The organism is Curtobacterium sp. MCBA15_016 (assembly GCF_001865105.1).
GTDB lineage: Bacteria > Actinomycetota > Actinomycetes > Actinomycetales > Microbacteriaceae > Curtobacterium.
Genome location: NZ_MJGR01000031.1, coordinates 807 through 1,220 on the forward strand (window position 1 = coordinate 807; position 414 = coordinate 1,220).

1 protein-coding gene is annotated in these 414 nt (G+C 76.8%); it reads right to left on the bottom strand.

Annotated features, from left to right (window positions below; all coding sequences use genetic code 11):
* Positions 1 to 414: universal stress protein (locus BIV03_RS12865; RefSeq protein ID WP_139201965.1), on the bottom strand; the 414-nt coding region annotated here is incomplete at both ends.

Genomic DNA, 414 nt, shown 5'->3' on the forward strand with positions numbered 1-414 from the left:
GGCCGACACCGGCACGACGACGACCGGCGTCGCCGACCGGTGCATCATCTCGCGCGCGACGGAGCCGAAGAGCTCGCCGCCGATCGTGGTGCGGTGCCGCCGGCCGACGACGACCAGTGTCGCCTCGACGCCGGCCGCCGCGAGTGCTTCACCGGCGTCGCCCTCCCAGAGGGTGGAGCGGACGGACACGGCCGGTTCCCGCCGCGCGGCTTCGCGTTCGGCCTCGCCGAGCACCAGGCGCGCGGACTGCTCGTCGGTGCTCGACGCGTCCTCGAGCAGCGCGACGGGACGCGCCGCGACGGGCGCCGTCACGCGCCACGCGTGCACGACCCGGAGCGAACGCCCGGTCCGTCGGGCTTCGCGCAGGCCGAACCCGAGCGCCGCCTCGGCGGTGTCGGCGTCGATGCCGACGAC